The 26,330-nt window shown below is 44.3% G+C and carries 22 protein-coding genes and 1 tRNA gene; 6 read left to right on the forward strand and 17 right to left on the reverse strand.

The features are described from left to right. Nucleotides 1-242: 242 nt before the first annotated feature. A tRNA-Leu gene (locus ACSSVF_RS12840) sits at nt 243-371 on the reverse strand. A 3-nt stretch (nt 372-374) separates the two neighbouring features. On the opposite strand from ACSSVF_RS12840, the gene ACSSVF_RS12845 reads away from it, so the two are divergent. Beyond that, nucleotides 375-1,424 (forward strand): site-specific integrase, encoded by a 1,050-nt coding sequence (locus ACSSVF_RS12845; RefSeq protein WP_492403926.1) that lies wholly within the window; start codon nt 375-377, stop codon nt 1,422-1,424. Nucleotides 1,425-1,755: 331 nt separating this feature from the next. Here ACSSVF_RS12845 and ACSSVF_RS12850 read toward each other — a convergent pair whose 3' ends face one another. The 5 genes from ACSSVF_RS12850 to ACSSVF_RS12870 all read right to left on the reverse strand — a co-directional run bounded on the left by ACSSVF_RS12850 (nt 1,756) and on the right by ACSSVF_RS12870 (nt 13,744). Beyond that, a complete protein-coding gene (locus ACSSVF_RS12850; RefSeq protein ID WP_492403928.1) occupies nt 1,756-10,209 on the reverse strand; it encodes a GH36-type glycosyl hydrolase domain-containing protein in 8,454 nt (2,817 codons plus the stop codon). 647 nt (nt 10,210-10,856) lie between these two features. Continuing rightward, nucleotides 10,857-11,045 (reverse strand): hypothetical protein, encoded by a 189-nt coding sequence (locus tag ACSSVF_RS12855; protein WP_492403930.1) that lies wholly within the window; start codon nt 11,043-11,045, stop codon nt 10,857-10,859. 235 nt (nt 11,046-11,280) lie between these two features. Next, entirely contained in the window at nt 11,281-11,985 is a 705-nt protein-coding gene (locus ACSSVF_RS12860) for a Crp/Fnr family transcriptional regulator (protein ID WP_492403932.1), read from the reverse strand. Between the two features lie 157 nt (nt 11,986-12,142). Then, nucleotides 12,143-12,874, reverse strand: a complete 732-nt coding sequence (locus ACSSVF_RS12865; protein ID WP_492403934.1) for a Crp/Fnr family transcriptional regulator — start codon at nt 12,872-12,874, stop codon at nt 12,143-12,145. 216 nt (nt 12,875-13,090) lie between these two features. Next, nucleotides 13,091-13,744 carry a PEP-CTERM sorting domain-containing protein gene (locus ACSSVF_RS12870; RefSeq protein WP_492403936.1) on the reverse strand — a complete coding sequence of 218 codons (654 nt, stop codon included), beginning with the start codon at nt 13,742-13,744 and terminating at the stop codon, nt 13,091-13,093. A 555-nt stretch (nt 13,745-14,299) separates the two neighbouring features. Here ACSSVF_RS12870 and ACSSVF_RS12875 point away from each other — a divergent pair. From ACSSVF_RS12875 to ACSSVF_RS12890, 4 genes are all read left to right on the forward strand, one after another. Next, a complete protein-coding gene (locus ACSSVF_RS12875) occupies nt 14,300-15,031 on the forward strand; it encodes an MlaA family lipoprotein (RefSeq protein WP_492403938.1) in 732 nt (243 codons plus the stop codon). 328 nt (nt 15,032-15,359) lie between these two features. Then, on the forward strand, nt 15,360-15,866 hold the full coding sequence (locus tag ACSSVF_RS12880; protein WP_492403940.1) for a hypothetical protein: 507 nt from the start codon (nt 15,360-15,362) through the stop codon (nt 15,864-15,866). A gap of 184 nt (nt 15,867-16,050) precedes the next feature. After that, a complete protein-coding gene (locus ACSSVF_RS12885; protein WP_492403941.1) occupies nt 16,051-16,281 on the forward strand; it encodes a hypothetical protein in 231 nt (76 codons plus the stop codon). 338 nt (nt 16,282-16,619) lie between these two features. After that, nucleotides 16,620-16,985 carry a hypothetical protein gene (locus tag ACSSVF_RS12890; protein ID WP_492403943.1) on the forward strand — a complete coding sequence of 122 codons (366 nt, stop codon included), beginning with the start codon at nt 16,620-16,622 and terminating at the stop codon, nt 16,983-16,985. A gap of 158 nt (nt 16,986-17,143) precedes the next feature. On the opposite strand, the gene ACSSVF_RS12895 is transcribed toward ACSSVF_RS12890, so the two are convergent. The 9 genes from ACSSVF_RS12895 to pdxR all read right to left on the reverse strand — a co-directional run bounded on the left by ACSSVF_RS12895 (nt 17,144) and on the right by pdxR (nt 23,852). Beyond that, nucleotides 17,144-17,758: a hypothetical protein gene (locus tag ACSSVF_RS12895; protein WP_492403945.1), complete on the reverse strand. Its 615-nt coding sequence runs from the start codon at nt 17,756-17,758 to the stop codon at nt 17,144-17,146. Continuing rightward, complete coding sequence (locus ACSSVF_RS12900) at nt 17,728-18,342, reverse strand: hypothetical protein (protein WP_492403947.1); 615 nt, start codon at nt 18,340-18,342, stop codon at nt 17,728-17,730. Before ACSSVF_RS12900 ends, ACSSVF_RS12895 begins: the two co-directional genes overlap by 31 nt. Nucleotides 18,343-19,737: 1,395 nt before the next feature. Further along, a complete protein-coding gene (locus ACSSVF_RS12905) occupies nt 19,738-19,926 on the reverse strand; it encodes a type II toxin-antitoxin system MqsA family antitoxin (RefSeq protein WP_492403949.1) in 189 nt (62 codons plus the stop codon). A 64-nt stretch (nt 19,927-19,990) separates the two neighbouring features. Continuing rightward, nucleotides 19,991-20,605, reverse strand: a complete 615-nt coding sequence (locus tag ACSSVF_RS12910) for an FMN-dependent NADH-azoreductase (RefSeq protein ID WP_492403950.1) — start codon at nt 20,603-20,605, stop codon at nt 19,991-19,993. A gap of 2 nt (nt 20,606-20,607) precedes the next feature. After that, the gene (locus ACSSVF_RS12915) at nt 20,608-21,063 is read right to left on the reverse strand and encodes a GNAT family N-acetyltransferase (RefSeq protein ID WP_492403952.1); all 456 of its coding nucleotides are present in this window, start codon (nt 21,061-21,063) and stop codon (nt 20,608-20,610) included. 33 nt (nt 21,064-21,096) lie between these two features. Further along, complete coding sequence (locus ACSSVF_RS12920) at nt 21,097-21,495, reverse strand: cupin domain-containing protein (protein ID WP_492403954.1); 399 nt, start codon at nt 21,493-21,495, stop codon at nt 21,097-21,099. 30 nt (nt 21,496-21,525) lie between these two features. Further along, on the reverse strand, nt 21,526-21,837 hold the full coding sequence (locus ACSSVF_RS12925; protein WP_492403956.1) for an SMR family transporter: 312 nt from the start codon (nt 21,835-21,837) through the stop codon (nt 21,526-21,528). A 26-nt stretch (nt 21,838-21,863) separates the two neighbouring features. Continuing rightward, nucleotides 21,864-22,325, reverse strand: coding sequence for a carboxymuconolactone decarboxylase family protein (locus tag ACSSVF_RS12930; RefSeq protein ID WP_492403958.1), 462 nt, complete (start codon nt 22,323-22,325; stop codon nt 21,864-21,866). 102 nt (nt 22,326-22,427) lie between these two features. After that, nucleotides 22,428-23,852 carry a MocR-like pyridoxine biosynthesis transcription factor PdxR gene (gene pdxR, locus ACSSVF_RS12935; protein ID WP_492403959.1) on the reverse strand — a complete coding sequence of 475 codons (1,425 nt, stop codon included), beginning with the start codon at nt 23,850-23,852 and terminating at the stop codon, nt 22,428-22,430. 259 nt (nt 23,853-24,111) lie between these two features. On the opposite strand from pdxR, the gene ACSSVF_RS12940 reads away from it, so the two are divergent. Then, nucleotides 24,112-24,636, forward strand: coding sequence for an LOG family protein (locus ACSSVF_RS12940; RefSeq protein WP_492403960.1), 525 nt, complete (start codon nt 24,112-24,114; stop codon nt 24,634-24,636). A gap of 11 nt (nt 24,637-24,647) precedes the next feature. On the opposite strand, the gene ACSSVF_RS12945 is transcribed toward ACSSVF_RS12940, so the two are convergent. Both ACSSVF_RS12945 and ACSSVF_RS12950 read right to left on the reverse strand, forming a co-directional pair. Beyond that, a complete protein-coding gene (locus ACSSVF_RS12945; RefSeq protein WP_492403962.1) occupies nt 24,648-25,097 on the reverse strand; it encodes a winged helix-turn-helix transcriptional regulator in 450 nt (149 codons plus the stop codon). 68 nt (nt 25,098-25,165) lie between these two features. Then, nucleotides 25,166-26,329 carry a YbfB/YjiJ family MFS transporter gene (locus ACSSVF_RS12950; protein WP_492403963.1) on the reverse strand — a complete coding sequence of 388 codons (1,164 nt, stop codon included), beginning with the start codon at nt 26,327-26,329 and terminating at the stop codon, nt 25,166-25,168. Between the last annotated feature and the right edge of the window lies 1 nt (nt 26,330).

Below are 26,330 nucleotides of genomic sequence, written 5' to 3' on the forward strand. Positions count from 1 at the left end.
AACGCTGCCCTCACTGTCATAAATCCTCTTATAACGTTTTACAGCAAGGAAAATAACACGACATCCAGGTCCTCATTCACTGCAAAAGTCTTTTGGCTTATGGACTCCAGTAGATATAGATGACCAATAGTCACGCAACTAGACACGGGCATATTTAACGATAGAGATATGCGGTGAAGGCGGATGAAAAATTTAGGCACAAAAAAACCAGCTGACTAGCTGGTTTTAAAGTATTAATGATGTGGTGCCCGGAGCCGGAATCGAACCGGCACACCTTGCGGCGAGGGATTTTAAGTCCCTTGTAAAATTAAGTAATAGCTATATTTACAACGATATATTAGTATAAATCCCACATTAAACCCACACCACGCATCATGGCTACTATACGAAAACGCGATAACGACTCCTTTTTTAGCTACGAAGTACAGATACGGAAAAAAGGTCATACGCCTCAAACTAAAACATTTCGAAATCGCGCAGATGCCGAAAAATGGGGACGCATGATTGAGTCTGAAATGGATAGAGGTGTTTTTGTTGATCGTGGCGAAGCTGAAAGCACGACCCTGGCCGAAGCTTTACAACGCTATCTTACGGAAGTAACTCCTTTAAAAAAAGGAGATAAAAGAGAGACCGCCAGAATAAAAAGATGGCTACAAGACCCTATAGCCCTAAGAATGCTATCTACTCTTAAGGGTAAAGATATCGCTGAAATCAGAGACTCTCAGCGGAAAAAGGGATTAGCTGCAAACACAATTCGACTTGAAATTGCATTGCTTTCAATTGTGTTTGAAACTGCTAGAAAGGAATGGGGGATGGAAGGCCTCATCAATCCTTGTCGCCTAATAAAATTACCGACAGGCTCTGTCGCGCGAGAACGCCGCCTCGAGCATCAAGAAGAAACCTATCTTCTCGAAGGGCTCAAATCTCATTGTCGCAACCCACAAACAATAGCGGTCGTTAGATTTGCAATTGAAACAGCAATGCGTCAGTCGGAGATTCTAAATCTTGAATGGAGCAGCTTTAACATCCAAAAAAGGACAGTTTTAGCTAAGGACACCAAAAATGGTGAAGATCGCCTTGTTCCCCTCTCATCTAGAGCCTTAGGAATTCTTGATGAGCAACCAAGAGACATCGCTAGAGGAAAAATCTTCAAAGTTAGTCAGGATGCATTAATACGAGCTTTCCAAAAAGGTTGTGAAAAGGGTCGAAAAATATATTTGAAGGACTATCCCTCCTCCCAAGTAGACGGATTTCTACAGGACTTACGCTTTCATGATCTTAGACATGAAGCGACCAGTCGTTTATTTGAGTTGGGCACTCTGGACTTAATAGAAGTTGCCTCAATTACGGGTCATAAATCTCTCTCAATGCTTAAAAGATATACTCATCCTAGAGCAGAAAAGTTGGCAGAAAAACTTGGTTAGGCAACGGCCCCTTTCTCTAACTAATCAACTTCAAGCTGGAGATGGCGCTCCTGTACCGTTGTGACTATAGACCGAGTTGGGTGTTGAGAGTGGATGAGTATCGGGAACGGCTCGGGTATGAGCAACCTGAAAATCACAAAAATCGCGGAATGCTGAAAAACTAAAATCTAAAATTCTGAGTCGCCGTTCGACATTGAAAAAAGAAAAACGGCTCACATTTCTGCAAGCCTTCGGATCTGGCTTGGTGGTTCTTCGGTATTTTAGCTTTTGCAATAAACACTCAAGTTTAAATTAAGCCCCTTTAAGCATTAATCGCCAGTATTCTTTTTGTTCAACATATGACTATAAGCTCATGTGCGCCTCCATTTAATGGAAGTTGGAGCGTACCATCCGTCATCAGTAAACCAATGCCGTCCCATGTTCCGCCAGAAATAGCACTATCTCTACTCCCATGATTTTCTACGCGAATACTGTACGTTGTATTTTGCAAATTAATTTCCACCTCAAATGCTGGCCACGTTTCCGGTATACAGGGTTTTACTAAAAGATCATTGCCCACTCGCTTGATCCCCAATATCCCTTCTATACCGGCTCTGTACATCCATCCGGCAGAACCTGTATACCAGGTCCAGCCGCCGCGTCCAGTATGAGGAGCGACTGAATATACATCGGCTGCAATCACATAAGGCTCTACTTTGTAACGCTCGCTTGCTGATTGATCAAGGGTATGGTTAATCGGATTAAGCATGGCGAATAAATCAGCCGCTTTACTTCCCTGCCCTAATTTAGCGAAGGCAAGCACAGTCCACATGGCAGCATGACTATATTGGCCACCGTTTTCGCGCAACCCTGCCGGATAGCCCTTGATATAGCCAGGATCATGGTGGGTATGCTCGAATGGCGGTGTGAATAATAAGGCCAGCGCACCCGTCTGATGAATCAGGTATTTCTCTAAAGATGCCATCGATTTTTCAACGCGTTTTACATCAGCCACACCTGATAATGCTGCCCATGATTGGGCAATTGAATCGATCTGGCACTCTTCACTTTCCGTAGAACCCAACCAAGACCCATCATCAAATGTAGCACGCCGGTACCATTCGCCATCCCATGCTTCCCGCTCAATCGACTGCCTGACAGACTCTGCATGCGCATACCAGCTTTTGACGCGTGCATCATCTCTTACAGTATGGCGTGATGCAGCGATAGGCGCGAATACCATGATGGTGCGTATCAGTAACCAGCCCAGCCAGACGCTTTCCCCGCGCCCCTCTTTGCCGACGTTGTTCATGCCATCGTTCCAGTCGCCAGTGCCCATCAGCGGCAGCCCATGCTGGCCGGTACGCTGTATGCTGAGCTCCAAGCCCCTGACGCAATGCTCATAAAGAGAGGAGGCTTCATCGCCTATCATGGGCTGGAAGAAACAATCATGCTCACCTTCGCGCAATAACTGGCCTTCAAGGAATGGGATTTCTTCATGCAACACTGCGGTGTCCCCTGCACATTCAACGTAATGTGCAGTACAAAAAGCCAGCCAGACACAGTCATCAGAAATTCTAGTGCGTACGCCATGTCCAGTCTGAGGTTGCCACCAGTGTTGCATATCGCCTTCACTGAACTGCCGTCCGGCCGCGCGCAACAAATGCTGGCGACTGATTTCCGGTGCCACGAAAGACATGGCCATGCAATCCTGGAGCTGGTCTCTAAAACCATAGGCGCCACTTGCCTGGTAAAACGCCGAGCGTGCCAGAATCCGGCAAGCCATGGTTTGATAAAGCAGCCAGCCGTTGAGCATGATATCCATAGCCCTGTCAGGCGTCCTGACCTGGACCGCACCCAGCAGACCCTGCCAATACTGTTTGACCTCGCTCAACACTGCATCGAGATCTATTTCACGATAGCGCTGTATCACAGCTCTGGCATCTTCTACAGAAGCGCACTGCCCCAATAGCGCACTCACTTCAATGGACTCTCCTGGCGCTAACAGAATCGTGCGTTGTAAGGCCGCACAAGGGTCCATGCCTGCCCCCACGCGGCCTGATAGTGGCTGCCTATCCAACAGTGCTTTCGGTTGGGATAGATCGCCATACCTACCGATAAACTCGGCACGATCAGCTGTCCAATGCGTTTGTTTACCCACAAGGTCAGCAAACGTGACTCGATTTGCGTAAGAGATACTCCACGGGTTTCTTACACACATAGCGCCGGTCACACTATCAAGCTCAGTCATGATAAATGGTGCTGAAGCGCTACGTGATGTGCCTAGCACCCATTCTGTATACGCAGTGACTGAGATCCGGCGAGGGCTTTGCGTAAGGTTGCGTATGGTCAGACGCGAGATTTTGACAGGGTCTTCCAGCGGCACATATTGCAATAACGTCAGTTCAAGTGCATTTGATTCATGTTGAAACACGCTGTAGCCATAGCCGTGCCGGGCGACATACGTACCATCATCCCTTAGCGGTTGTGCAGTTGGGCTGGAGACGACACCATTATTTTCGTCGCGCACATAAAACACCTCTCCGGAGGAGTCCATCACCGCATCATTTGACCAGGGTGTGAGCTGGTTTTCCCGACTGTTATCTGCCCATGTATAGCCACTCCCGGCAGCAGAGACCTGGAAACCAAACTGACCGTTAGAGACGACATTGATCCAGGGTGCCGGGGTTATTTTCCCCGGCGTGAGGACCGTCACGTACTCTTTACCATCCTCTGCAAAGCCACCGAGGCCATTAAAGAATTCCAGATGCCCGGCTAAAGCCAATGGCTCTAAAACTGATGGCGCCAAAGAAATAGCTTCTTTATCAACCAGGCCAGCGACAGCTGCTACCATGTAGTTAGAGTCCGGCACTCTAGCCAGTTGCTGGGCAATCAAACCTTGTCTGGCAGTTAACGCTACCCTGGCAACTGATTGCAATAAACTGCGGGTTTCCAGGCTCATTAAATCTGCGCGCAAGGTGAAGACAATCCCTTTCGACAGATTTTCGCCATCCCTGCGTCTCGCCTGGCTGGTACGCACGGCAGTCTCTATGGCAATCTGCAGATCCTGCACATAGGAAGAAGCCCGCTCATTGATGATGACCAAATCGACAAACAGGTGCTTCATTCTCCAGTACTGATGTGCTCGCAATAGCTCATGCACTTTGGGCATATCTTCCAGGTCATCAATCCGCAGCAAAACGATAGGCAGATCTCCGGAAATAGATTGCGACCACAGCCCGGATTGAGAGCCTGCACCGCGTGTGATCACATCGGTATGTGACCTGAAACGATGATCTGCATACAACACCGGGGCTGCCAGTTTCTGGAAATTTGCCGCCTCTTCCGAGGTGATATCCAGATAGCGCATTTGCACCTGGGACAAGGTCCAGGCTAAGGTATGCGCTCGCTCAAACGCACTGCGGTCGTGATGCTTGTCTATGATGTCCAGCAACTCCTGTCGTGACGAGGCGACAACCGTCCAGTACGCCAGCTTAGCCACTTTTCCAGGGGCAAGCCTGACATGGTTACGCAGGGAGAATATGGGGTCCAGTACGGTGCCTGTCGTGTTGGAAAGTTTCTCACCATTGATAATGACATTGGCGGATTTAACTGTTTTTTCACGGCCGATAAAGCGCGCTCTGTCTGATTCGTACTGCAACGGTGCCGACATGTCAGCGTCTACCACACAAAAATGCGCCGCCCACAGTTGCGTATCATTTGCCGAGCGTAAGCGGCGTGTTGCCAGCAGCGCACCAAACTCGGCCAGATACTCCGTCACCACAAACATTTTTGAAAAAGCCGGATGTGCTTTGTCACTGGCAGCTGACGCTAATACAAGCTCCAGATAAGAAGTCAGTTCAAGTTCATAGGGCAGGCGGCTATTGTTGGTCAACGACACGCGGCGCACTTCTGCGTTTTCTTCTCCCGAGACGATCACATCCATTTGTGTCAGCAGATGATTATCCTGTCGCAAAAACTCTGCGTGCGCTTCGCTGAAAATAATATGGTTGCTTGCCCTGGGCGTCACCGCGCTATTGCGGATATCCTGTCCTGCTGAGGTCCAGATATCGCCACTCACCACATCTTTGATAAAGATATAAAACCCGTCTTCTTCACGGGTAGTATCTGCAGACCAGCGGCTGATGGCTGTCTCATGACAGCGGCTATAACCCGCCCCGGTGGCTGTGATCATGATGGAATAGGCACCATTTGAAAGCAGATGCGTGATCGGATTGGCCGAGCGCGTGTCAGTCAACCTGCGCACATAAGGCGCACTATCGCTGGAATCCGTCGAGATATTGACTTCTTCAGCACGTGGATGGGCAATCGCGATATCCCTGGGCATACGCTCTTGCAGTAACAGATCGCAGCTCTGGATCATGGGTTCACGATGAAACCGGTTGCGCATTTCACCATCATTCAAACAGTTAGCAATCGCAACAATGGTCATGCCCTGATGGTGTGCCATATAGTTGCGGACGATGGCGACGCGCTGGTCCTCACGCAATCTGGATGGCGTGAAATCTAGCGCTTCGTAAAATCCATACTTCCCGGCTGCGCCCATGCTTGCAAGCAGCGCAAAGTTTGCCTGCGCCTTGGTTGCATCAACCATGGTGGCGAGACCGGTCGCATACGGCGCAATCACGAGGTTTTCAGATAAACCACGTTTCAACCCCAGTCCGGGAATACCAAAATTGGAGTATTGATAGGTGAATTCAATATCACGTGCATTGTAAGCAGACTCTGAAATGCCCCATGGCACGCCTAATGACTTTGCATAGTCTTGCTGCCTGTCCACAATCAGTTTATTGGTTTGCTCCAGCAGGCTGCCGACCGGGGCGCGCATGACAAGGGAGGGCATTAAGTACTCAAACATAGAGCCCGACCATGAAATCAATGCCGATCCATTGCCAATGGGCGTGGCAGTTCGGCCGAGGCGAAACCAATGCTTGGTTGACACATCGCCTTTTGCAATGGTAAACAGGCTCGCTAGGCGTGCTTCTGACGCCAACAAGTCGTAACAACTAGCGTCCAGACTGTTATCTTGCAAGCTGTATCCTATCGATAACAACTTCCGCTCTGGTTCAATCAAGAAAGCGAAATCCATGACCATTGCCATGCTGCGCGCACTTTCCGAAATGATCTTAAGTCTACTTGTGATAGTGCTAGGGGTTTGTTGTAACTGCAGTTGATCCTGCTGATGCGCAATCACTGATTTCACAAGGGCATCTATCCAGTAAACTGCTTCAGGAAGAGAATCTTGATCAAGGACAGGCATAAGGCTACGTACGCTCAAGGCTGCTTTTTCAGCCAGCCGCTTTAATGCTGGCAGCGAGTGCATGAGCTGGCCATCATTCAACAAGGCGGCGATCTCATCCAGCCTGGACATAAGCAATGTCCAGGCTTCGCTATTAGCAGAAGCCGAGGTGGCAATAGGTGTAGCGAGAACCGCGCGCCTGGCCAGGATCAGGTGATCCAGCATGCCAGCCTTTGCATCACCGATTACCAGCTTTTCTGCCCACTCGTCACAGGCATTGGCCAGCGCGATTAAATGACCAGCCAGATTGCCGCTATCCACCGATGACACATAAGCCGGGTCTAGCACCCTGAGATCAAGGGTGCCGTACCAATTAAATAAATGGCCGCGAAATTTGGGCAGTTCTCGTAAAACATTAAACGTTGCTTCCAGGCGCTCAATCGTTTCCAGCGTACCAGTCCAGCCAAAATCCCTGGCCACCACTGTTGAGAGCAAATATAAGCCAATATTGGTCGGCGACGTCCTGTGCGCAATGACGGGGAACGGCTCCTCCTGAAAGTTATCAGGCGGTAACATATTATCCAGGGGCGTGACAAACCGCTCAAAGAAACGCCATGTCAGTCGTGCCGTCAGCCTTAAAGACTCTGCAGTAGTATCAGAAATATCAACGGCTTTGGTTTTAGAAGCGGATATCGCACTGGCACTAAAAGCCAGCAATGGGGCGAATACCCATAGCCCACACAATGGCAGCACCATAGGCCACGCAACAGGATTGAATACGAGGGTGACCGTACTGATGATGATTGCAAAAAAAACACTGCCTGCCATTTCCTGATAAAAACCAGCCATGGTCAAGATAGGGCCGCCCTTGGATTTTGCTGCGGTTGTCCACTCAAGCAAGTGTTTGCGCGTGATAAACAACCGGACGAAAGTGCGCACGATGGCATCCATCATTTTCAAAGACTGATCCACAAGTAATGCAATGGATAAAAAGTTATACGACAACACCTGCCATATATCTTTGACGACATTTCTCGAATGGTTACGAAGCTGGAAATCTCGTCTATGCGGTAGTAAGGAAAAAAAGATAGGCAGGATGGTAGGTATCGCGAATATCAATAAAACACATGCCATGGCTTTTGCGCCAACCATCTGCGGTAGCCACCAGCAGAGTACCAATATGGCCAGGTAACTGGGGGCGACTAATGACCTGCGCAGATTGTCGATCATTTTCCAGCGGCCGATCATAGGCAGGTAACGGTCAGGGGCAAAGCTGAATATCCAAGGCAATAACTGCCAATCGCCTCTCGTCCACCGATGTTGTCGCTTGGCGGAAACATCATAGCGCGTCGGTGATTCCTCTACGACTTCAATATCCGATGCAAGCCCGGCACGCGCAAATATACCTTCAAACAAATCATGACTCAGCAAGGTGTTTTCCGGCACCCTACTACCCAGAGAAGACTCAAATGCATCAATATCGTAAATGCCCTTGCCGGTATATGACCCTTCACCAAACATGTCTTGGTAAACGTCAGAGCTTGCGGCCGCATAGGGATCAATGCCACCTGCTGCTGAAAATATGCGTTGAAAAAGAGAGCCCTCGTAATTAAGGGGCAACGAAGGAGTAACACGTGGTTGCAGAATGCCATACCCTTGCACCACACGTTGTTCTGATGCATTGAAGATGGCACGATTGAGGGGATGCGCCATTTTGCCGATCAGCTTACCGACAACATCTCTTGGTAGCCTTGTATCCGCGTCTAATGTCACCACGTAGCGCACCCCTGCAGGCACCTGAGGTGCGTCGCCATCCACCGTCATGAACGTTGTATCCGTCGCACCACGTAACAGGCGATTCAGTTCGCGTAACTTGCCGCGCTTACGTTCCCAACCTATCCATTTGCCCTCGGTAGCATTGAATATCCGCTTGCGATGCAGGAACAGGAAACGCGGCGCAGTACGGATTAAGTCATCATCCTGGGCATACTTTTGATTCAACTCTGCGATTGAGGCTTTAGCCAGCGCTAATAAAGGCTGGTCAGATAAAACCTCTTCCTCATCGGCATCTGCGCCATCTGATAACAAGGCAAAGTAAAGATCACCGCCAACGCCGGATAAATAATGGACTTCCAGCCGCTCAATATGCTGAAGCAACTCGGCCTCATCGGTTAGGAGAATGGGAACGGCAACCAACGTACGTAATGCAGACGGGATACCTGACTTTAACTCCAGCCCCGGCAAGGCAGTCGCGGCGACACTCCAGACAATAAAACGATTAATCAGGCTGGTAGCCGCCTCACTGGCAGGGATGATCCCGATCACAGCGATAGCCCATAGCAGCAAAGGCTGCGTATCGAGCACATCAAGCCAATACAAAAATAATCCCAGCAACGAAAAGCTGAGCAATAAAATCGCGCCGATATAACCGCCAATGCCCAAACCCAGATTGAATCGGCTGATTCGAAGCCTAGCGGGCGCCTGAAATTGAATTGCTTTCTCAAGCGCATCGCGCCCTTCAGCAATCAGGTAGTAACCCGGCTCCTCGATCCTCGTCGACGTTGATGACTCATTGGAAAATCCTGCTTCTCTACACAAATGTAGAGCGGCCTCAACGATATCCACCTCAGAATATTCGGAGCCACGTGCCAGTTGCTCAATGGCACTTCTGTATACATTACGCGTAAAAAAATCCATGGCATAAAAATCATGACCATGGTTTAAACGCTCATCAACTAAACTCACACTCTCGAATAATGCTGCCCAATCAATATCTGAAATGAGCCGCATACTGGTGATCACATTACGCACCGTGACGTTAGTCGCGCCTTCTTGCTGCTGTGTTCGTTGCACCAGGTCATCAAGAGAAAGCCCCTGCCTTTGTGCCATCTGCTCCAGCCAGGTGATGGCAGGCATGGTTCGCTGATCCTGATCCCGCAGGCGTTTGGATAAATGGACGATGAAAGTATCGGATAAAGGCTTTGATAAATGTGTGGCAATATCCCTATCTAGCGCTGCCTTTGAACGGCCGGTTTGCAATAGTGTTTCTGCTAAAGACTCTGCCTCTGCCCGTGCTGCGCGTTCCTCATCAATTTGGTCACCCAGGCGGCGTAAATTTTCAATGAGAACGATGCGTAAGGTAATGGCGACAGCCCAGAGCTCGCCAATAGTGAGTAGCTGAACGCGTTGGTAAGCACGAATAAACTGACGCAGCGTCTGCGGGTCAAAATGACTATCGGTATGTGCAATGAATGCCCAGGCAAGACCAAACACTCTTGGATAACCGGCAAAAGGCCCGTCTGCAAGCTTGGGCAACTCATAATAATAACGGGGAGGGAGTGCTGTACGAATGTCACGAATTTGCTTTTCAACAATGTGGTAGTTATCGAGTAACCACTCTGCGGCATGCGCAATGCCATTGCCACGTTCCAGATCCTCTGTGATTGTCTGGTAGGTTTCGCGCAGCGCGCTCGCATTGTGACTTAACCTACTCTGCAATGAATAAACCGGGAGAGGGTCTGTGGTCACACCCTGAGCTTGAGCCAAACTTTCAGCATGCTGCTCCAGACGATCAATACCAAAAAGTTCTTCTCGAATTGGTGCGTGGTCATTCAAGGGAGATGCTCTACGACGTTTTTCCGTAAACCAGGGGAGTATCAATGCATGACACCTTTACAGGAAAAACTACGGAAGTAAGAACTTAATGCTCAAGAATGTAGACTGCGAACTACATGTTTGAATATCTAAGGAGGGAAATACAGTCTAGGCCTGTTTCGTTGGTACTGCTACATATTTAAATAAATACTTGGATTCTGCCCCTGAGTTTCGAAACCGGAGGTGATTAGTCTTTATTGAAGGAAGAAGTCCAAAGCAAATTACCTTTCCTCAGTAACTTACTTAGGGTGATTAAATGTCTGATTATATTAGTTTACAGGCTCTAGAGTGTTGCAAAAGACGATCCATCTCACCAACTGATAGTCCGTAACTACCCCGCATACCGTTATTTTGACAATCGTTTTAGATTTGACGATGAATTAGAATTTGCTACATTTAAACCATTTAGAAGAATTGAAGCTGCTTACTTTGGCAATATCATTTGCAGCCACGGCATAGCTTGAAACATGCAGGGAAAACATAAAAACAAAAAATATCAGGCAAATATAAATCTGCCGGTGATGGAGAAGTTTCATATATCAAGCGCCCATCAGAAAAAGAAGCAGTGACAATATAGAAACAGGCACGATTACCGCAACTGCACCAGCACCGACTAAAAGAGCTGCCGTAGAAGCGTTCATAATTCGAATATGAAAGGAACCAACGTCAGGCAGTGAAGAAGTTACTGGCTCAGTGGCCTGATGCCCTGATATATGCGGTTTTGCCATGATCAATCTCCAGAAAGAATATTGCAGAGTATTACACTACTCACTGAAGGTTTCAGTCTGATAACGTACACAACCCGCATGCATTTACTTCAATTTTTCAACCTCAGAGGATGATTGAAAATTGTTTAATAATCAACTCGAACGATGCAAGTCGTAAAGCGGTTTCAAAGAAAATGAGGTGCTTTAACTTGAGAGATGCAAGGCTAATTTAGAGTTATGCTTGAATCATAAAGATTTAATGAAGGATGATTGTAGATTCATAAACTTGTTTGTCCAGCTCATAGCAATAACAAGCTTTTTGCAGCAATGCCAACGGGTTTAATATCTCAAAGTGTCCCCGACTGTAATGCACGATTTTCGCTTGCTGCAATCTATTTGCAGCATTATTAATGCCTGCTCTACGGACACCCAATAAAGTCGCAAGTAATTCTTGGGTGATAGTAAGAGTAGATGTTTGCATTCGATCACTGTAGGTAAGCAGCAAACGAGCCAGTCGCTGCTGTACATCATGCAGGCTATTACATACCGCAGCCTGCGCATATTGCGTAGTGATTACTGCGATATATCTATCCAGACAGATGCCAAAGCTTTTGCTGCTTAACTTTAAAGCATATAAATGTTCAGCTGAAATACGAAGCGCTGTTCCTTTTACAAGCACCATGGCCGAGTAAGGCACAAACTGAACACCCAGCGCTGGCGCGACCCCTAACATGCCTTCATTGCCAATCAACGCAATGGCTAATGGCTTATCTAATGCATGCTGAAGGATTAAAGCGATGATTCCACAAGTTGGGAAATATATATGCTCAATGGCTATACCAGGCGCATTTAATTGTTGCCCAAGCGCCATTTCCACCCAAACACCATATTTTACGAGTTGATTCTGACTACGACGGTCTAATTGGCTTATTAACCGGTTCCAAGCGAGTGTGCGTTCCATCCAACAAAGTAACACATAGATGTTATTTCGTATGTTCGTTTCCCCACATGCTGAGCATTATTTCGCATTTGCTTGTGTTTAGCAGAAGAGAATCACAGTTTCACCAGAGGAATATGCTAGTTGAATAATATTGGGTCTAGGAATAAAAGTATTGGCTTCATTGATGATGTCTTTGCATATCCGGCAGTAGCCGATCAAACTCTGTTTTTACTACTTGGTAGCATTCACAGACTGCCTTTTCCAGCTTGGCTCGGTTCAGCACATGGATATGCCCCCGAGAATACTCAATCATGCCAGCACGTTGCAACTTTCCTGCTGCCTCAGTGACCCCTTCGCGTCGTACGCCCAACATGTTAGCAATCAACTCTTGTGTCATATGAAGATCATTTGCAGATAGCCTATCCAGGCTCAGCAATAACCACCGACACAATTGTTGCTCGATGGAATGATGACGATTGCAAACGGCAGTTTGTGTCATCTGAGTTATTAAAGCCTGCGTGTAACGCAATAGTAAATGCATCATTGCGCCACCACGATTAAACTCCGGCTTTAATAGGCTAGACTTCATCCTGTACCCATAGCCTGCACTTTGCACCACTGCTCGACTAGGTGTGGTTTCGCCACCCATAAATAATGAGATCCCTAATACCCCCTCATTACCAACAACAGCAATCTCGGCAGATGCTCCACTTTCTAACACATACAATAAAGACACGATGGATGTGGTTGGAAAATAAACATGCTGTAACTGACCACCAGATTCGTATAGCGTGTGGCCCAAGGGCATATGAACATGTTCAAGCATTGGGTGAATTCGCTTGTAATCAGATTCAGGCAGGGCTTCCAACAGATGATTCTGTTGTGGTTGTGGAATATCGTGGCCAACCATGTTCCGCCCTTTGCTTAAAGTTTAGATCATAGTACACCTTACAATTTTAATATGTTCGGTAGCGTACATAAACGCCTCCGAGAAATAACTAAGGATAAGGTTTGCTTACTCACATTCATTCTCATGTACTTGATTGAGAGCAAGCTTGGCTAAAATAAAAGACGCCATCTGAATGGCGTCTTAATATGCAAACAACATTTTAATTAAGGTCAGTTTTTAAGAAGTCTTTTTAGAGCGACGTGTTCCTATCAAACCCATAAGACCAAGTCCAGACAGCACCATTAGGCTAGTAGAAGCCTCAGGCACAGCCGATGTAGCAAAACCATCTGCATTTGACCCAATACCATTTGATATCACAAAATTTCCTGGTTGATAGTTTGTGGCATTGGTTCGGATAATTTGGATGTAGCTTGTTGTCCCTGGCCTAATGTCACCCAAACCCACCGGTATAAAATTAAATCCAATTACACCTGCAAGTGATCGATCTGCATTGTCTGAGGTTGTGCTACCCGCTATAAATATCCCAAAACTAGTTGCAGTCTGATACACATCGACTGAACTTGCACCCAAACTACTGAAATCAAAGGCCGCAAATCTGTGAATACCATTCTGAGAGCTTTCTTCACTCGTAAATTGATAATAGAAATCTAAACCTGATGCCGTACTATAAACCGCTGAGCGAGCAGTGCCATTGTAACTGGCATTACTTATTGCCGTGATAGCACTATCAAGCAAGGTTCCTTCAAAATAACTATCCACGATATCAACGGGCGCCGTTGACGTATTTACTGCAAGTGCTGTTGCATTAGCATTACCTACTAATCCAGCCAAAACTAGAGCAGCCATTAATATTTTAATTTTCATGTGCATATTAAATTCCTTAAAGGGTGTGGGAGAAGCAATCAAATCATTAATTGCTCTTCATCATTGCCCATTCAATATTGGAACTCTGTACGCTAGAACACTTATGTAAGAAAAGAACTCAGGAACAACTTCGGCACTGGCGTTATGGCATTATTAACTCATCCAAAATGTGAATAGACAAAGTGCGCTACCGTACAGACTTTTCACTCGCAATTGCTGAATATACGGTTTGCTGATTGGCCGAAACTAATTAGCTACAAGCATCCAGGAGCTCAAAAGGATGTAGATTCGCATTTATTTGAAAAAATAACTCTTTCCATATGGTTCACCCCCAACCATACGAAAAGTGAAATCCCGCTTAGGCGGGATCTTTTTCTGCTCAATCCGTATCCAGAGCGTCTTATATATGCAACGTGCGGAACCGCACAGAGAAATCCTTACACACTGCTTATTGTTTACCTGGATTCTCACAGCAAGATTTGAAGATTGCACGTCATAAATTTTTAATCACTTCCTGTAATACATCCTAGAGTCATTTTTCAGGTGTAAGTTAGAAGATGGTTGAAAGAAGCACATACGTTCGAATTAGGAGTATCTCGTTTGAGAAAAGCCAATATTATTCATTTAGTTTTATTAACGATACTCACTGGATGTGCAACTACACGCAATCCAGACCCGTTGGAGGGAATGAATAGAAAGACCTTTGCATTTAATCAAAAATTAGATGAGGTTCTATTAAAGCCAGTTGCTGAAAGCTATCAGAAGGTTGTGCCGACTTCAGTTAGAGCAAGTGTCCATAATTTTTATGCAAATCCCCGTGATTTGTTGTCAGCTATTAGCTCTTTTCTTCAAGGTCGCCAAATCGATGGGGTGTCAGATTTGATGCGGTTCGCTACTAATACGACACTTGGATTTCTTGGTTTATTTGATGTGGCGACTAAATTGGGAATTGAAAAACACAATGAGGATTTAGGTCAAGCGCTAGGATACTGGGGCATAGGCCCAGGCGCTTACATAGTTTGGCCAGTTTTTGGGCCATCTTCTTTAAGGGACACTACTACTCTTGCTAGTAATCTTGCTTTAACACCACAAGCATTTGTATCTGATAACTCACTTTATTACTCCCTGACCGCATTACAAATAACGAATGCGCGTAGTGAGCAATTAATTGCATCGGAAATTCTTGACGATATTTCATTAGATCAATATATGTTTGTCAGAGACGCATATCTTCGACACAGAGAATCATTAGTTCATAACGGCAATCCACCAACTAATCCAGATTTTGATTGAGCCTTACAATTCCCATAGACTTTGCGGAGTAGCCGCTAGACTCATTATGCAATCTATGAAAATTTATAATCCAGATGGGTTATTTGCTATTGTTTGCTTTGAGGTTAAGGATAGGCATTAAAAGGTTTATACCGTTTTAAGAGGATCAGTAAGACTCTCATTTATTTGTAAGATATGGCCCACCAGCGATGCATGCCTGTCATTCAGTGTCTTTTTTCCCTCAATACGTGCGACCTATCCTACATCTATATCAGACTAATCACACTCGTAACTATTTATATCACTCCCTACACTGGCTGCTCTAATAAAAACCACTTTGGAGATAGATATGACTACAGTTACGGGTTTGTTTAAGGATCAAGATAGCGCAGAGCGCGCATATATTTCAGCTACTGAAGCGGGTTATACCTCGAATGAAATTAATGTAATCATGTCTGAGGAAACCCGTGAGCGTTACTACGGTAAGAATGCCACTTTGGAAACTGAAGTCGGAAGCAAAGCCGCTGAGGGTGCCGCAGTTGGTGGGGCTTTAGGTGCAACGGCAGGTGCTATTGCCGCTGCAATCGCAGCCGCTGGTACTGTATTAGCGATTCCAGGTTTAGGATTAGTCATTGCGGGCCCTTTAGCAGCTGGTATTGCAGGTGCTGGAGCAGGTGGTATTACCGCGGGCTTGGTCGGAGCATTAATTGGATGGGGTATTCCAGAAGATACGTTGAAGAAGTACGAAACTGATGTGAAAGATGGCGGGATTCTGATCGGTCTCAAATCAAAAAATGAGGATGATACTCGTCGATTCCAGAATGACTGGGGTAATCCAGAACTCAATCGTGTATAAAATGCATTGATCGTAAAAGCCACCTTCGGGTGGTTTATTGTATGTTTAAATGTATTAGCGAAAAAGTTATTATGAATCCAAAATGGTCCATTTTCATTTACTTAAAAGTACAGCATGCTAAATTATAGGAAAAAAGTGGCCTGATCTAAGTGCAATTTTATGTGATCCAAATAAAAAGGGAAGCATGCATTTCGTTCTATATTCTGCTGTTAAAAAACAGTATTTAACTACGAATCCTGGTGCCCTGGGGCAATCAGGAATCATCATTTGGTCTGAAAACATCAGTGAGGCAGTTAGATTCTATTCACCTAATAAAGCCGCAGATGTTTTAGCGATTCTTCCAGCAATATCTGATCCCAATATACTTCTTATAGATAGTACAAAGTTATGGAAATTATCGGACTTAAATGTATAACAATCAAATCTTGTAACAACGCTAGTCAATCCCGCCTGTATAAATCTCAACTCCCACGCCAAGCCAACATATCGGCCAACGATTGCCACCGGGATCACCATCGTATCAGCCAGCCTCTGATTGCTTGGCTATGGCTCAAAACGAGCGGCTATGGGTATGGTTTAAGGATGCGAGTGGGTGAGTTTCAGGAACTGCTCGGGATAGGCAACCTGAAACCTGCAAAAAACCGAGTAATGCTGAAAAACTGAAATCTGAAACACTGCCCCAGAGTTTGTGTTTTCAGAAATCTATCAAATGATATAGTGTAGGAACGACAATAATTTATATTGCTTAATCAAATGACTGGCAGAGAAATAATCTTTAAATGGCTTGACGCTATCTTTGAAAACAAAATTCCAGCAGAAATAGAGGCTATTTATATCAATTTAGTTGAATGGCAGACTCTTGAGACTCTTCAAATTGAATTCTATGGCATTAATCAATTTGAAAAAGAGGATGCTGATTGGGCATGCGATTTTATCTTTCACTCACAAAGCGTTGATGTCCCATTTAAAGAATCATGGGAGAAGTCTTTAAGTGATGTCGTAGCAATAATGAGTACTTATTTAGATTCCCAGAAAAAAGATCATAGATTAGCAAGTATAAAAAGAGTAGGTGTTGGCTTTGGAGACAGCGAAACAGTACTAATCAAAGATAATGTCTGATATATTTTGTGCGACACCAACCTAAAAACAAAAAAGACCCAAGGCGTTAACCTTGAGTCTCTGGTGGTAACTACCCACCTTGCATTCGAACCTAATACTAACGGTAAGTAATCCCTGCCTGGATCAATCCAAACTTCCAGCTTCTAGCGAATAAGCTTTCATCTTTCTATATTGGTATTGCAATCAAATACCTCGCTTGATCGGAGTGGATCTGTTTTCTTTTTTATAGTTTTAAGATACTCAATATATTGAAGTGTTTTATATCTTATTTTAGGTATATCTATCTCACGAACAATATTTTCAGGCCGTTCATTTTTAAACACTATCGCATCCAATCGGTTATCGGTAGTTACAAAGGTTGGTTCTAGCCATTTAGACCAAGATGAAGCATTCAATTTGAGATTTTTATCAAACTTAAATACATAGCGTATATCTTTGTTAGGCCAAATTTTAACAACCATTCCAGCAAGCTCACTACGAGACTCTGCAACTGAGTAGTAAATTAGATCGCCACTTCTTGTAATGGAAGTTTCATTGATACTCCCTGAGGTGATAACCACGCTAAATCCAGTGTTAGCGTATATGGTTGAAAATACAGCTGTGTCGTGAGCTGATTTCGACTTAGGGACACAAAGTTCATATATAACTGTAGTTTTGTAAGGCCCACCTTGGCCTCCAGTAATTGGAATGCAGGCAGACAAAACTAATGGAATTATTAATTTAGTGGCTAACTGAAAATGTCTCATAAATATGGAGTTGTATTTTCTGGCCACTGAGATGGCTTATGCAGTCCACTGTCAATTGGTACAAAACGAATCCCATTAAAGCCTCTTGCAAGAATTTCCTTAGCAATATCTTCACGGTAAATATTATTCGCTGGTTTATTAAGGAAAAATGCGGGGCTATTGTTTGTTTTTTCACCATCTAAAACTACGCACTCAACATCGTCAACCGCTATCTCTCCGGTTCTCTCCAAGCGCAATTTAGTATATACGCTTCGCACCAAATCTAGGGCATTCTTACGGTCTAAACAATGTAGCAGATAAAATTTTCGTTCATCATAAAATTGACCTTTTAGAGATGTCACAATCGGAATAAACTCTGCATGAATTTTATCTTTTAAAAACTCAACCAGCTCTTCCGAAAAAATATCAATCGAGCCAGAAATTAGATAATCGTACTTGCTAATACAGCTTCTATTAGTAAAGTTAATAGAAGGCGGCGGCACTTTATCTAAAATTGATTCGTTTTCGTAAAAATAACGCCCATAGTGTTTACGCCAAGTTGCATAATCAATTTGTATCTTGGTTTGACACTCACTGACAAAATCCATCCAATAATATCTTGGTGTTTCCATTTTTATTTTTATTCCTCCCGTTTAGAATTTTGGCATGAGGCAGTCGATATGCAGTCCTTTTCGATGAGTTGGTTGGATTGCTGGCTCTCATAAATATAGTCTGCTATTTCTTATGTTTTCGATACCAAGAAATGAATTTTTGTAACCACAAGACGGCGCTTATCCAAAAGCTTGCGAATGATATAAAAAGACAAAGCTTTCCCAAACTTAGTGCTCTGGCTTGGCTTACAGCAATAGGCGTTCCGTGTAAGATAAAATTTAAAACAGGCCCCAAAATATATTGCAAAAAGGGAACTAGTATTATTAGTGCCAAAGCAAATTGCAAAAAAGTAAAAATAAAAAATAAACTCCAACTCTTCGGAATTGTCTCATTGTAATTATTAGTCATTTCACTCCTTTAAGAATTAAGTGAAACATCTCTTTCATCAAACCCCAGTTTACCTCACCTCAAAACAAAAAAGACCCAAGGCGTTAACCTTGAGTCTCTTTATAAATGGTGGCCCCTCTATGAGTCAAACCTGATCTTGCTTCACTAGTTTTGGCAATAGTATCCACGAACCAGTGAATACACACAGAAACACTGCAAACTCTATCAATACTTTAAAATTTAAATCAGAAGCTAGTAAATAAACTAATTGAAGCGGCCAAAAAACTAAATCTAAAAGAATCACTAATAGAGTTGGTATAGGAATATCAGGGTGCGCAGGCACATAGTTTATTGGTAGAAATATTAAAGAGCTAAGCAAATAGCATATTAAGAATCTCAAAACTTTTGAACTGATGATTAAATGCCACATCTACTCACCCACCAATTTATTTGATTTTAAATAGTTTACCTCACCACCAAACAAAAAAGACCCAAGGCGTTAACCTTGAGTCTTTCTATAAATGGTGGCCCCTCTGTGAGTCGAACACAGCACCAACGGATTATGAGTCCGGCGCTCAAACTCTCTTTAATGATATTCAAATATAGAGCCAAGCATTATGCGATTTATCAACTTTTAATTCTTAGAAGGTGACATTTGAAATCACACAAACATATTATGTTTACCGACAACTGCCCATCCTGCACTAGTGCAGGAATCTCAAAAATCGTTGATATTATCAACGCCCTACTTCGGTAAAATCCAAACCTTTATTCATGTTGCCATCCCAATTTTTTTAAATTTTGTAACACATTTGGCACCAAGTGCCTATCCTGCATTAGCCCAAACACTTAAAAAAGTGTTGATAATATCAACACGATTTACGCCCTCTCTCTAGAAGGGAAATGAAGCTTTCAAAGGGGCTTCGCCATTTGCGCCCTGCGCTCGTAAAAAAAGCCCCATGCGGGGCATTGCTAAACAAAAGCTTGGTATATTAAATCAAGCAGATGCAAGTCGATGAAAACTCGCATTATGTCTGAGATGCATTCACTTTCTGATTAAATGCCAGCTGTAAGTCCATTACTCTTCGCACTTCATCCATTTGCAACACACCTTCGTTACATACAGGACAATAATCACCCATCACATTCAACGTTACGGTTGTTTTGCCTTTATAGGTGTATGGCAAGTCACGAACATCTGGTACCAACTCGGGCATAATCCGTTGGTGCTGTGTTCGACTGACAGAGGGGCCACCATTTATAGAGAGACTCGATCAACCACTAGCGACTAAACATCTTTATGACTTTCTGTCGCGCATGTTGCATCGCAGTTTCCACCGATGAAGGTCCATGATTCATAGCTTCTAAGTAAACGAATTCTATGCTTGTTATTCCCACTGTTCGTAGAATCTCAATCAGGTAAGGAGTAAGGAAATTTGGTTGCCATGCGGGGTCATTAGTATGGTTGCCGCCAGACGAAACAATTATATAAGTTGGCTTGTCTCCAATAAGACCAACCTTCCCTTGGGGAGTAAGTTTAATTGTTCTATGTGCGCGAACGACATGGTCAATCCAAGCTTTGAGCACAGATGGAACAGTATAATTATGCATTGGTGTCGCAATGACTAGAATATCTGATGCTTCCAACTCCTCAATTAATGTGTTTGAAAGTTTTAATGCTTGCTGCTCAGCGGGATTCAGCATCCGTTCATGTTTTTCTGATGCAAATGTATGCTGACTTGTGACATGGGGAATAGGAGAATTGCTTAAGTCTCGATTTACAACGTTTGAATCCTCCAATGTTTGCCTTAAATTTTCTACAAATTCTTGAGCAAAAGTGCCGCTTTGCGAGCCTGATGTTTTCGGACTGCACCGAATGAAAAGAATGTTTTTCATAATTATTTTTCCAGATCGTAAGTAAAGTGCATACCGCTGGCCAGCATGCCCACCCTGAAATAAAAGCGTTGTGCCAGGGAGTTGCCTATCCCTGTATCAAGGATAACTTTGTCCATCTGCTGTTTTTTGGCTAATTCAAATATGAATTGCAATAGCTTTTCACCCAAACCCTGGCCACGTTTGCTTTCGCAAGTAATTAAGTCATCCACATAGAAAAATCTGCCGTGAATCAACATCTCTTGTTCTCGGTAACCAGCTAGTGCTAATGGCACGCCATCTTCCACGATGGTTAGAAGTTTGTATCCTCGCTTTTGCATGCGCAAAATCTTTTCGACAAAGCTTTCAACGCTTTCAAGCATAGGACGTAGTTCCAGCATTACCTTAAAACAGGCTGCAATTTCAGACTCGGTTTCAGCATGTTTGAACTCAGGGTGAATCAGCTTAATTATTGGCCGCATGATTTTTCTCCGGTATTAGGCTCGTTAGAAGTTCTAATGCTTGTGTGCAGCATCCAGAAATGGTGCTCCGGGATCACTCACATAGAAAGTCACTACATCCATATCTACACTTTTACTGAGGTTGTAACCCGTCATTTTGATATTAGGCGGCTCAACTATCGCTTCACCTGCTTTTACTGTTATCGGCTTGCGACCATCTAACTCCAGAGTGAATGCGCCTTTAAGAACGTACAAAGTGACAGGAAATGGATGGGTGTGATAATTGGTTTTTGCCCCAGGTTTAAGAGTCGCGGTAATCACTCGTATCTCTTGTTTTTCACCCTTCGGCAAACCTGATACAACCTTTGATAGTTTGGTGATTTCTTGTGCTGACAAATGCGTGCATAGAAAACAACCTAAAAGCATCACTGTAATTTTGTTTACGCGTTTCATGGCAACTCCTTTAGTAGAATCATTGCAGGCCTAAACAAATCGCAGGCCTATGACACCAGAAAAAATGAGAAATATGCACAGCAATCTTAATGGCGCCGCTGAATCACCCATGAGCAAAATACCAAAAATTGCTGTCCCGGCCGCTCCAATACCTGTCCAAACTGCGTATGCAGTACCTACAGGCAGAGAGCGAAGGGAATGTGACAGTAAGAAAAGACTTGATAAGCCAGTGACCACCGTCAATATGGCTGGAGTCAGCTTTGTAAAGCCATCAGACCATTTCATACACAATGCGAATGCAACTTCTAACACACCCGCCAAAGTCAGTAATATCCAAGTCATTTCTCTGATCCGGTAAGTAGAAGAAATCAAACAGAAACTGATTTTGCGGCTGCTGGAGTTACACGGAATGTAATCCCCAAACGATTGAATGCATTCATAAGTCCAATGGCATAAGTCAGATCAGTTAAATCCTTTTCGCCAAATTCCTTTAGCGCGGCCTGATACTCGTCATCTGGTACACCGGCTTCATGAATCAGAGTGACTGTTTCGGCCCAGGCCAATGCAACGCGTTCGCGCTCGGTAAATACTGCACCTGCCTCACGCCACACAGGAATTAAAACCAATTTATCCACTGCAAGTCCGGAGGCAAGTAGCTCTCTTGAATGCATATCAATGCAATAAGCACAGCCGTTGATTTGAGATACTCTGAGGTAAATGAGATCAATGAATGCTTTTGGAAGATTGCTTTTAAGCAACGTGGCATATACTCCGCCAAATGCTTTGTAGCCATCAGGAGAAGCTTTCGCATAATCGATACGTGTAGTCATACAGATCCTTAATAATTGTTGAACTGAGGATGCCATATTGGACTTTCTTGGATCACATAAGAAGACCCATAATATGACTTATTTAATGATCCATAATTTGCATCAATACAGTTTCAGTAGATCAAGAACGATTCTGCCATATCCGTTCGCAGTCGCTTCAGAGTCGATATTCGTAAAATTTATTAATATCGTTGGGACCTTGGACTTGTTCACTGTCCAGTCTGATAGTGCTTCTGCAGATAAACCATTCTCACGCATTAATTTGACTAACGCAGAATCAGACTTCTGATTATGAAATCTCAGTATCAGATGCATTCCTCCAGGCTGGGAATCTATGCTCATAAACTCACCCAGTGCGCTTTCCAGACCGCTAACAGTAAGTTGCCTCCTATCAGCATATAGTCTACGCATGCGTTGTATATGACGAGCAAAATGACCCTCTTTCATAAAGGCGGCTACAATCCCCTGAGTAAGTTGAGGGCTACCCCCGGCAAAGGTTTGAACCACATTTTCAAATTTCTCAACTTGTGGTTCTGGTATGACTACATAGGCAAGTCTTAAGCCAGGGAACAGGACTTTACTGAACGTACCCGAATAAATAACTCTGTCAGAGTGATCTAAGCTTTTCAATGCCGGCAGTGGCCGACTAACATATCGATATTCACTATCGTAATCATCTTCAATGATCCAGGATTTGTTCTGAGATGCCCAATCTATCAAACTTAACCGCCTTGGAAGTGAAAGACTTACTCCCAGCGGGCTTTGATGTCCAGGAGTAACGACCACTGCTTGGGCACGAGGTGCTAGATCAATTCCACTCTGAACATTTACTCCTTCACTATCTACCTTTACTGGCACAGTATTTATGCGTAAGGTTTTCAGTAGCTCTCGGGTTGGAGGATATCCTGGGTCCTCAATCAATACTTGATCTTCAGGTTTTAAAAATGCATGAGTAATCAGCTCAAGGGAGTTTCGATAGCCCGTGGTTATAAAAACTTGAGATGGGGAGCAATTGATACCTCTAGAGACCTGTAAGTATGCAGAAATTTCGTTTCTAAGCGCAGCTAGGCCATAGATTGAGGGGTGAGCCATATCTTGGAGCTGCATTGATCGAGCACACTTAGCAGCCAGGCGTGCCCAAATCTTTCTAGGAAAAGCATCTAAAGCAGGTAAGCCCATTTGAAATGGAAGAATTGAGTCTGGTCTGAAGCTGTTTTGTGGCAGCTTATTGGCTTGGTTCAGTTCGGAGAAAGTATTTTTTTGGATTTTCAAATTAGAGGTTACGAACGTTCCCCCTTGCCCAAAGGACTGGGTATAACCTTCATCAGCCAACAAGGCATATGCCGATTTAACCGTACCTCGTGCCAACCCCAGTTCTTTTGTGAGAGCTCGCTCTGAAGGGATGCGATCACCAGGTTTAAGCGTCCCATTGGTAATTGCACTTCTAACTCGATCATAAATCTGCCGGTAATAAGGCGTAGATGAGGCGGAGTTGAGTGTAACTAATTCCTGATTCTGATTTTTCATGGGCCACTACCAATAATGGAAATCCTAATATCAGTTATACCATGATGTTTCGAGAAACTCGAATTAGGCTACCTAAATTTGCTTTAAAGATTTCTGATATGGGTCACTCCTATTGTTATTTTATGGTTCTACCAGTGAATGTTTTTTGGATTTAAGATCTCTGGCTTCCCCTTCCATATAGTTTCATAACATGGTAATTCGCCCAATCAAATCAGCCACAGTCTTCTGTGGCTCTAACTTCGGATTTTCCAATGCGTATATGGATGCAGCAATTAAACTAGGTGCAACGCTTGCAAATGAAAAGATCACCTTAATTTATGGTGGTAGCACAAAAGGCTTGATGGGTGTACTCGCTGATACTGTTTTGAATGGTGGAGGCATAGTGCATGGTGTTGTTACTCAACATTTACACCATATGGGTCAATCGCATAAAAATCTGACTTATCATGAAATCACAGACAATCTAGCACTACGCAAAGCACGCATGATTGAGTTAGCCGATGTTTTTATTGTGTTGCCGGGTGGCATTGGAACCACTGAAGAGCTGATGGAAGTTTGGAGCATGAATCAACTGATTGAGATTGATAAACCAGTCGGCTTACTCAATGTTGATGGATTTTTTTCCAGTTTTTTAAGTTTCATCGATCACATGATAACCACTGGATTTTTACCTTCTGCACATAAAGAAGCCCTGTCAGTCAGCTCAGAACCTTCTGATCTACTTGCAAAGTTAAGAGCGCATGAAGCCCCCAATGTACCTAAATGGCTTGCTGCAACGGAGTAAGCCAATGTGCATCAATCACTGCCTTTAACGCAGGTAGTCTGATGTTTTATGGTATTAATTTCCTGATTGGTATTTCGGTCCATTAACAATAAATCTACGGACTTACCCGTATCTTTATCTACCAAATCAATATGCGGCCCATCTTCGGCATAGTATTTATTTCCCCACTGCATAATGGTTAACAATACAGGTCTGAAATCTATTCCTTTTTGAGTGACCACATACTCATGGCGTGGAGGTTTCTCGCAATATTGGCGCCTTTCCAATAGCCCGGCATCAACCATTCCATTCAGGCGTCGAGTCAGTGTACTTGCAGTAATGCCCAAGCTATTTTGAAAGTCATCAAATTTAGAAATTCCAAGCAAGGCATCACGCAGGATCAATATGTTCCACCACTCACCGACATGCTCAAGACTCCTAGCAATAGGGCAAACCATATTTTCTAAACTTTTATTTTTCATGCCAGTTCCAAATTACATTTGAAGAGCCCAATACATGGCTCAAACTTTATTCCGCCATATTAACGAATTTAGTTTTTCTTACTCAATTGAGTCAGGCTGATTAATCCAATAAACATCATCACTGCGGCTAACCATAAAGAACTTCTGTAACCTCCAGAGGCAGCCATCATCCCGGCAATCGTTGGCGCGATGATTTGTGAGATCCCATAACTGACCGTCAAAGTGGCCATTGCTGCAGAAGAATTGGATGGAAAACGTCTGCCGACAAGCGATAGCATCATGCTGACGATCCCAGAGACTGTCACCCCAAAAATCAATGCAGCAATGACGTTAGGGATTAATGTGTCAGTCATGGCAGGGATCAAGATTGAGATTACCTGTAACGCATAGCTAATGATGAGCGCTTTCGAATCACCAACGATACGTGAAATTCTATCCCAAACGAAAGTGGCAGGGATTCCGGCCAACCCTATAAGCATCCATATTAATGGCCCCTTACCTGTTAGGTTTGGTATAGATTCCAGAATAGCCACGATGAATGTCGCACTGATCACATATCCGAAGCCAGCACAAAAGTAGGCGAAAATCACTGTAGACATCCATTTTTTCGATGGTGCGATAGCTTCTTGATGACTACCTGAAACCATTGCAGACGGTGCCGGCATCCAAAACCAGGCAGGGATAAGAAATACGACCCCTATCAAAGCGAACATCTCCCACTGCTCGTTCCAGGCGAACTGGCCTTTCATTAAAAATGTGGCTATGCCGGTTAAAACTATGCCCAGGCCCAAGCCAGAAAAATGCAATCCTAATTCAGGTGTCATACCGTTTCGGCGCAACCAATCGAACACCAAGCCTGCTGCTAACAACATTCCTGCCACACTGGCAACACCAGAAATTACCCTGAGAACTCCCCAGATAACTACGTCATGTGTCCAGGCCATCGCCAAGGTTGTAACCAATGCTGTAATTAATAGCACTCGATATGTCTTAAATTTGTGAGCCCCACTCTTCATACGAGCCACAAAAATCGCACCCATTAAGTAACCTACATAATTCAATGTGGCTAATAACCCGCCTGCAAAACTGCTTAGGCCAGCTTGTTTGATCATCAGTGGCAGCAGGGGCGTATAAGAAAACCTTGCGACCCCAACTGTGAGGATAACAGCGGCAATGCCCGCAATGATCACTTGGGCTCTCGACAACTGGCTAGTATTTGCAAGCGTACTCATA

The organism is Methylophilus sp. E2MeOHC9, assembly GCF_058744375.1.

Excerpts from the sequence above, each read along its gene's own strand:
- ACSSVF_RS12890 (WP_492403943.1), top strand. The coding sequence starts at position 16,620 with ATGACTGGCAGAGAAATAATCTTTAAATGGCTTGACGCTATCTTTGAA.
- ACSSVF_RS12930 (WP_492403958.1), bottom strand. The coding sequence starts at position 22,325 with ATGACTACACGTATCGATTATGCGAAAGCTTCTCCTGATGGCTACAAA.
- ACSSVF_RS12845 (WP_492403926.1), top strand. The coding sequence starts at position 375 with ATGGCTACTATACGAAAACGCGATAACGACTCCTTTTTTAGCTACGAA.
- pdxR (WP_492403959.1), bottom strand. The coding sequence starts at position 23,852 with ATGAAAAATCAGAATCAGGAATTAGTTACACTCAACTCCGCCTCATCT.
- ACSSVF_RS12940 (WP_492403960.1), top strand. The coding sequence starts at position 24,112 with ATGGATGCAGCAATTAAACTAGGTGCAACGCTTGCAAATGAAAAGATC.
- ACSSVF_RS12910 (WP_492403950.1), bottom strand. The coding sequence starts at position 20,605 with ATGAAAAACATTCTTTTCATTCGGTGCAGTCCGAAAACATCAGGCTCG.
- ACSSVF_RS12865 (WP_492403934.1), bottom strand. The coding sequence starts at position 12,874 with ATGGTTGGCCACGATATTCCACAACCACAACAGAATCATCTGTTGGAA.
- ACSSVF_RS12915 (WP_492403952.1), bottom strand. The coding sequence starts at position 21,063 with ATGCGGCCAATAATTAAGCTGATTCACCCTGAGTTCAAACATGCTGAA.
- ACSSVF_RS12885 (WP_492403941.1), top strand. The coding sequence starts at position 16,051 with ATGCATTTCGTTCTATATTCTGCTGTTAAAAAACAGTATTTAACTACG.
- ACSSVF_RS12945 (WP_492403962.1), bottom strand. The coding sequence starts at position 25,097 with ATGAAAAATAAAAGTTTAGAAAATATGGTTTGCCCTATTGCTAGGAGT.
- ACSSVF_RS12905 (WP_492403949.1), bottom strand. The coding sequence starts at position 19,926 with ATGCCCGAGTTGGTACCAGATGTTCGTGACTTGCCATACACCTATAAA.
- ACSSVF_RS12925 (WP_492403956.1), bottom strand. The coding sequence starts at position 21,837 with ATGACTTGGATATTACTGACTTTGGCGGGTGTGTTAGAAGTTGCATTC.
- ACSSVF_RS12920 (WP_492403954.1), bottom strand. The coding sequence starts at position 21,495 with ATGAAACGCGTAAACAAAATTACAGTGATGCTTTTAGGTTGTTTTCTA.
- ACSSVF_RS12900 (WP_492403947.1), bottom strand. The coding sequence starts at position 18,342 with ATGGAAACACCAAGATATTATTGGATGGATTTTGTCAGTGAGTGTCAA.
- ACSSVF_RS12870 (WP_492403936.1), bottom strand. The coding sequence starts at position 13,744 with ATGCACATGAAAATTAAAATATTAATGGCTGCTCTAGTTTTGGCTGGA.
- ACSSVF_RS12880 (WP_492403940.1), top strand. The coding sequence starts at position 15,360 with ATGACTACAGTTACGGGTTTGTTTAAGGATCAAGATAGCGCAGAGCGC.
- ACSSVF_RS12950 (WP_492403963.1), bottom strand. The coding sequence starts at position 26,329 with ATGAGTACGCTTGCAAATACTAGCCAGTTGTCGAGAGCCCAAGTGATC.
- ACSSVF_RS12860 (WP_492403932.1), bottom strand. The coding sequence starts at position 11,985 with ATGGAACGCACACTCGCTTGGAACCGGTTAATAAGCCAATTAGACCGT.
- ACSSVF_RS12855 (WP_492403930.1), bottom strand. The coding sequence starts at position 11,045 with ATGGCAAAACCGCATATATCAGGGCATCAGGCCACTGAGCCAGTAACT.